Raw genomic sequence first — 7079 nt, 5'->3', positions numbered from 1 at the left:
GCTTTGCGGCTTTGCGTTAATTTAAGCGACGCAATACATATTGCAAGATACCGCCATTACTGTAATAGCTAAATTCGTTGGGGGTATCTATGCGTATTGTGGCGCTAAAGCTAAATTCGCTATCATCTTTTGCCACTCTCACTATTACGTCTTGCTGATCTGGTTGTATAACATCTATGGAATATTGTTCTGTACCGTCAAGTTTCAAACTGGCCGCGCTTTCACCTTCCTTAAACTGGAGGGGTAAAATGCCCATGCCTATTAAATTCGAGCGGTGAATTCGCTCGTAACTTTCAGCAAGCACTACTTTTACACCAAGTAACAAAGGCCCTTTAGCCGCCCAGTCTCGTGAGCTCCCCGTACCGTATTCTTTACCGGCGATCACAATACAGGGAATATCCTGTTGCTGATATTGCATGGCGGCAGCAAATACGCTCATTTGTTCGCCTGAGGGCTGTAACCGTGTCCAACCGCCTTCCGTGCCAGGCGCTAATTGATTTTTCAAACGAATATTAGCAAAGGTGCCGCGCATCATTACTTCATGATTACCACGGCGTGAACCAAATGAATTAAAGTCTTGCTCATCCACACCATGTTCACGTAAATATTCCGCAGCCGGGCCAGAAGGGTCAATACTGCCAGCTGGTGAGATATGGTCGGTAGTCACTGAGTCTCCCAACTTTAACAAACAGCGAGCGTTTTTGATGGCGCTAAGCGCTGCTGGCTTTAGCGCCATGTCGGCAAAAAAGGTTGGTTTTTTAACGTAAGTTGATTCTGGCCAATCATATTGGGCACTGTCAGCTATTTCTAAGGCATTCCAGCTGTCGTCGCCTTCAAAAATGTGGGCATAACGCTCACTGAACATTTTACTACTGACGACTTCGTTCACTAGGGTTTGTATTTCATCATTAGTTGGCCAAATATCTCGCAGATACACAGGCTTGCCTGCCTTTGAAGTACCGAGTGGTTCGGTGAGCAAATCAACATTCATGTTACCCGCTAGTGCGTACGCCACCACTAAAGGCGGAGATGCCAGGTAATTGGCTTTAACATCAGAATGAATGCGTCCTTCAAAGTTACGGTTACCGGATAACACAGCGCTAACGTTCAGTTTTCCCTGTCGAATTGCATGACTAATGGGGTCAGGTAAAGGACCAGAATTGCCAATACAAGTGGTACAACCGTAGCCGACCAAATTAAAGCCCATGGATTCTAGGTCGTTGGTTAACTGTGCTTTGTCGAGGTATTCAGTAACAACTTGCGAGCCTGGGGCAAAACTGGTTTTTACCCAAGGTTTTACCGCAAGCCCCAAGGCCTTGGCTTTTCTGGCCAACAAACCTGCCGCTACCAAAACCGATGGATTTGAAGTATTTGTACAACTAGTAATAGCGGCAATAACAACAGCGCCGTCTTTCAGTTTAAATTGCTGGCCTTTGTAGTCGCAATCAGGCTCGTGATCATCAGGCGTCACTTGCTGGCCCCCTTCACTATCAAAACGGCCTTTCTCAGTATCGTCGGTGGTGACCAATAATTTTTGTTGCTCTGATAACCAATGATTAAACTGGGTCGCCGCTTGAGTCAACGGAATACGATCTTGCGGGCGTTTGGGCCCAGCAATCGAGCTCACCACCTCGTTTAGATTCAGACTCAAAGTGGCGTGATATTCTGCAGACTGCTGCGCCTCTGTTCCCCACATGCCCTGCGCTTTGGCATACGCTTTAATGACCTTAATGTGATGCTCGTCTCTGGCAGTAAGCTTCAAATAGGTTTCAGTTTGCTCATCCAATGGAAATAAACCGCAGGTTGCACCGTATTCAGGCGCCATATTAGCAATGGTTGCACGATCAGCAATCGACAGATGTTTGACACCTTCACCAAAAAATTCGACAAATTTACCTACAACCCCAAAGTTACGCAGCGTTTCGGTAATGGTGAGCACTAAGTCAGTTGCAGTAGTACCCGCGGGTAAAGCACCGGATAATTCCATACCTACTACCTCTGGTACCAACATGGTAACCGGCTGCCCTAACATGGCGGCTTCTGCTTCAATGCCACCAACACCCCAGCCCAATACCCCAAGGCCATTAATCATGGTGGTGTGTGAGTCAGTACCCACTAAGGTATCTGGATATAACAGTGCTGAGCTCATTTGATTGGCTTGTTCGCTGTCGTCAATATTTACCGAATTTTCACTGTCACTCTTGTTATCGATAAAAACGACTCTGGCTAAATATTCCAAATTAACCTGATGCACGATGCCTTTACCTGGTGGCACCACCTTAAAATTGTCAAAGGCTTTTTGACCCCAACGTAAAAACTGATAACGCTCTTTATTTCGTTCGACTTCTTTGGCGGTATTCTTACTAAACGCATCTTTTTGGGCAAAAAAGTCAACCATAACAGAGTGGTCAATGACCAATTCTACCGGTTTTAATGGGTTAATCTTTTGCGGTGAGCCACCCAAATCTACCATTGCGTCGCGCATCGCAGCTAAGTCGACTACAGCAGGCACGCCGGTAAAATCTTGTAATACAACGCGAGAGGGCACAAAGGCTATTTCTGTGGGTGTTGGATCTAATACATCCCAACTGGCCAATTTTACAATGTCCTCAGGCTGAACAAAGGCTTGATCATGATGACGCAGTAAATTTTCTAATAAAATTTTAGCCGCAAATGGCAACCTAGATAGCTCATAGTCTTTGGCTAAAGTCTCAAGACTGAAGTAGCGATACGCTTTGCCATCAACTGACAGTGTTTTTAAATAGTGAGAAGTGCTGTGCATAGTAAGCTCCCTTGGTGCATCAAAAAAATTTTCGCCTGCCTAACAACGTCTTATTTTTAAAGATGAAGTGCTTATCTTCCATACCGAGGCGACGAATCGAATGTGGAGTGATAAGAGCAAGTTACACACCAGCTATGATAAGCCTTATATAGAGGGCTCTATCGCGCTTTACCTATTTTTACACCCCAGATAGCGTAAATATTACTCACTGACCTGTAACATTTGCTGATTTAGCAGGATAACAGCCTTTGTATGACGATTTTTGAACGAGCTGCGATGAACCGAGACGTACTACAGGCCGCAACGAGGGAGTGATTTAGCCGTAGATCCATGTTTTGGCGTGATATTTGAACAGTAGCTAGATGTTTTACTCGACAAAATTTGCTCGATAGCGTTAAAAAAAGGAAACCTATAACATGTCTAAGAAACCGACTTTAACAACTTCCGCAGGCACGCCTGTTCCATCAAATGACACAACCCTCACCGCCGGTGCCCGTGGTCCGTCGCTACTTCAAGATTACCAACTGATTGAAAAGCTAGCCCACCAAAACAGAGAGCGTATACCTGAACGCGCTGTCCACGCCAAAGGTTGGGGCGCACAAGGGGTATTTACAGTTACGCATGATATTACCCAATATACCTGTGCAGATATCTTTTCTAGCATCGGTAAGCAAACTGAAGTTCTGAGCCGTTGGTCAACCGTTGCGGGTGAATCAGGCGCAGCGGACACCGAGCGAGACGTAAGAGGCTTTAGCTTAAAATTTTACACAGAACAGGGTAATTGGGACATGGTGGGTAATAATACCCCAGTGTTTTTTGTACGTGATGCCTATAAATTTCCCGATTTTATTCGCACGCAAAAACGTCATCCTAAAACCAACTTGCGGTCACCCGAAGCGATGTTTGACTTTTGGGCTGCACAGCCAGAGTCAGTACATCAGGTCACTATTTTGATGTCTGATCGCGGCATTCCAACAAGTCCCATGCACATGAATGGCTACGGCAGCCACACCTACAGTTTGTACAACAAGCAAGGCGAGCGTTTTTGGGTGAAGTTTCACTTCAAAACGCAACAAGGTCATCAGCATTACACTAATGAAGAATCCGAAAAATTAATTGGTAAAACCCGAGAGGCCTACCAAGAAACCTTGTACAACGCGATTGATAATGGCGATTTTCCAAAATGGACCTTGTTTATTCAAGTGATGCCTGAAACCGAAGCTGGCCAGCAAAACTACAACCCCTTCGATGTGACCAAAGTGTGGCCGCACGCTGATTATCCGTTAATAGAAGTGGGCGAGCTTGAGATGAATAAAAATCCAGATAACTACTTTCAGATGGTCGAAAATGCCGCTTACAGCCCCTCAAACGTCGTACCTGGTATAGGCTTAAGTCCAGACAAAATGCTTCAAGCGAGAGTATTTTCGTATGCAGATGCCCATCGGTATCGCCTCGGTACCCATTATGAAGCCTTACCGGCTAACCGCCCTAAAAATGCCAAGGTGAACCATTACCACAAAGATGGTGCAATGCGTTTTTTCACCAATGATTTCGATAACGCCGACGCGTATTACGAACCCAACCAGCATGACGGCCCAGTGGCTGATCCGAGTGTGCAAGAGCCACCACTAAAAATTGACGGCAATGCTGACAGATATAAACAGGAGATAGAAGATGCCGACTTTATTCAACCTAGAGCGCTTTTCGAGTTGTTCAGCGACGAACAAAAACAACGCTTATACGCAAATTACGCGGCAGCTATGGGACCTTGTTCTATGGCAGTTAAAGAGAGATGGTACGCAGTATTAAAACGCGTGCATCCTGAGTATGAAGCCGGCGTTCGCAAGGCCAATGAAGAAATGGATAGCGATGTGAATACGGTTCCTATTACTGACAACACCCCACTTGAAGATAAATAAGTAACGAGGAGAAAATGGGCAATGATAGGCATTGCCCATTTTTATTTTGACCCTATCAACCCTCTAACGTGTCCCCAAACTACCTTGGGTGGGCTACTTATTAAATCTGTTTTGGTTTGAAAATCAGGGGCGAATAGCTTAAATTGGTCAATCCAAAGACGACAAACTACGGTTTGAACCGTCCAATTCAGCGCAATTAAACCCTGGCCATATCCCTATGTTTGTACCTGTTTTACCCACCCAGCGCGACAAAAGTCATACACATACCCAGCGCCTTTATCTGAATATCGCCGACCAATTGTCAGCGCTGATCCAATCGCAAAATATGAATCCGGGGCATCGCCTTCCTGCAGAGCGGGATCTCGCTTTACAATTTGATGTAAGTCGGCAAACTGTGCGTGAAGCTCTCATTGCCCTAGAAGTATCTGGCTCAGTGGAAATTAGACCTGGCTCCGGGGTGTATGTGCTCAAGTCAGACCGAATCAAAAACTCTTTATTGTTAGAAGATGCCCCCGGGCCTTTCGAAATTATGGAAGCACGTTTGTTAATTGAGGGCGAAGCGGCCGCCTTGGCAGCACAGCGCATCAGCAATGAAGAATTGCTCAAATTAAAAACCTATTTAAACCAAATGAGCAAATTGGTTGAGCAGAATCAAATCAAAGAAGCAGAATTATTTGACGGTAAGTTTCATCAACTTATTGCACACGCATCAAGAAACAGCGCTATTTTCACCATGGTCGAATGGCTATGGGCCCTGCGAGAATCTTCAGAGATTAGTCGTTTATTTACTGAAAAAGTCCGTCAGCACGGTGCTAACCCAAATATTAAAGCCCATGAAGAGCTCTATCAGATGCTGAGCAGACGGGATTCAGAAGGGGCGAGAAAGGTTATGCATGAACATTTGTCGCAAGTGACTGAGACTTATGCCTTGTCACTAGCTGATTAAAATTGGACAGACCAAAGTTGCAATTGGACTGTCCTGTTGGTATATAGTCAGTTAACTTTATTTTTCTCGGAAATAGACACATGCTTATGACTTTTGCCAAACGGCTCTGTATCGCAAGTTTAGTGGTGGCCTCAGTTAATGTTCACGCTACTGAGTCACCCACGGATTTGGTTTACCCGTATCTCGATACCGCTAATAGCAGATGGTTTTTTTTCGACTCGGCATCATTGCCTTTTGGTATGGTCAACTTAAGTCCCGACACTGAACTTGGTGGCGCCTGGGGCAGCGGTTATCGCTACAATAGCGAAGAAATCAAAGGCTTTAGTCATGTTCATGCATGGCAGTTATCTGGCTTATCGGTGATGCCTGTTTCAAGTGACACACCGCTCAAAGAACTAAAAAATGATTACTACTCAAGCTTCAGTCACGAAAAAGAACAAGTCAGGCCAGGCTATCATCAGGTTTATTTAAACCGTTACAATATCAATGTAGAGCTTACTGCCACCACTCGGGTGGGTTTGCACAAAATTCAGTATCCCGCCAACCAAGCACAACAGTTTTTATTTCAACTTGGCGGCCAATTGGGCCCTTCAGAATTAGGCCACGCTGAAATTCATCAGCAAGGCAGCTCAGCGCTCAGTGGCTTCATCACTAACAAAGCAACGTTTAGACGACCACGCCCAACTAAAGTCTATTTTTATGCGCAGTTTAATCAAGACATCGACACACTCACTGCGTGGCGCAAAGAACAAATTTTTGAACACGTTAGCGGTATTGATGGCGAAGATGCTGGCGTATTAGTGAATTTGAAAGGACAAGCTCAGGCAACCTTACTCAAAGTGGGCATTTCTTATGTGTCTGAACACAATGCCAAAGCCAATATTGACGCAGAACTGGCTCATTGGCAGTTCGAGCAAGTAAAACAACAGGCCGATGCAACATGGAACAAGATGCTGTCGCAGATTGAAATTAGCGGTGGCACAGAAAACCAGCGACGCCGTTTTTACACTGACTTATGGCATGCCTTACAAGGCCGCCGAATTATTTCAGATGCCAACGGCCAATATATGGATCAAACAGCCAGTATAGCGCGCGTGGGGCAACTCCCCCTTGACCCTCAAGGTAAACCGAAATTTAACCAGCATAATTCAGACTCGTTTTGGGGTGCACAGTGGACTATCAGCACGCTATGGCCTTTGGCTTATCCTAAGGTGGCCTCTGATTTTACGAATAGTTTGTTGCAGTATTATCGTGATGGCGGGCAAATTCCGCGTGGCCCTTCTGGTGGGAACTACACCTACGTTATGACGGGAGCCTCATCAACCCCCTTTATTGTGTCTAACTACATGAAAGGTATTCGTGACTTTGATATTGATTTGGCTTATCAAGGTTTACAACATAGTCATTCTGCACAAGGCATGATGGCCAGAGC

Annotated in this window: 4 protein-coding genes; 3 read left to right on the top strand and 1 reads right to left on the bottom strand. The window is 45.4% G+C overall.

Going from position 1 to position 7079, the window contains the following annotated elements; genetic code table 11:
- Positions 1-16 precede the first annotated feature (16 nt).
- A complete protein-coding gene (gene acnA / locus NWQ57_RS21515) occupies positions 17-2782 on the bottom strand; it encodes an aconitate hydratase AcnA (protein WP_306024246.1) in 2766 nt (921 codons plus the stop codon).
- Between the two features lie 416 nt (positions 2783-3198).
- Between acnA and NWQ57_RS21510 the strand changes: the two genes are divergently transcribed.
- The 3 genes from NWQ57_RS21510 to NWQ57_RS21500 form a co-directional block, all read left to right on the top strand.
- Positions 3199-4701, top strand: a complete 1503-nt coding sequence (locus NWQ57_RS21510) for a catalase (RefSeq protein WP_306024245.1) — start codon at positions 3199-3201, stop codon at positions 4699-4701.
- Between the two features lie 217 nt (positions 4702-4918).
- Complete coding sequence (locus NWQ57_RS21505) at positions 4919-5647, top strand: FadR/GntR family transcriptional regulator (protein WP_306024244.1); 729 nt, start codon at positions 4919-4921, stop codon at positions 5645-5647.
- Between the two features lie 80 nt (positions 5648-5727).
- On the top strand, positions 5728-7079 hold a 1352-nt coding region (locus tag NWQ57_RS21500; protein ID WP_306024243.1), incomplete at its 3' end, for a glycoside hydrolase domain-containing protein.

This window comes from Paraglaciecola sp. (assembly GCF_030730205.1).
Classification (GTDB): Bacteria; Pseudomonadota; Gammaproteobacteria; order Enterobacterales; family Alteromonadaceae; genus Paraglaciecola.
Note: the sequence above shows the minus strand (reverse complement) of the source record. Positions and strands in the feature narration are given on the sequence as shown.

Excerpts from the sequence above, each read along its gene's own strand:
- NWQ57_RS21505 (WP_306024244.1), top strand. The coding sequence starts at position 4,919 with ATGTTTGTACCTGTTTTACCCACCCAGCGCGACAAAAGTCATACACAT.
- NWQ57_RS21510 (WP_306024245.1), top strand. The coding sequence starts at position 3,199 with ATGTCTAAGAAACCGACTTTAACAACTTCCGCAGGCACGCCTGTTCCA.
- acnA (WP_306024246.1), bottom strand. The coding sequence starts at position 2,782 with ATGCACAGCACTTCTCACTATTTAAAAACACTGTCAGTTGATGGCAAA.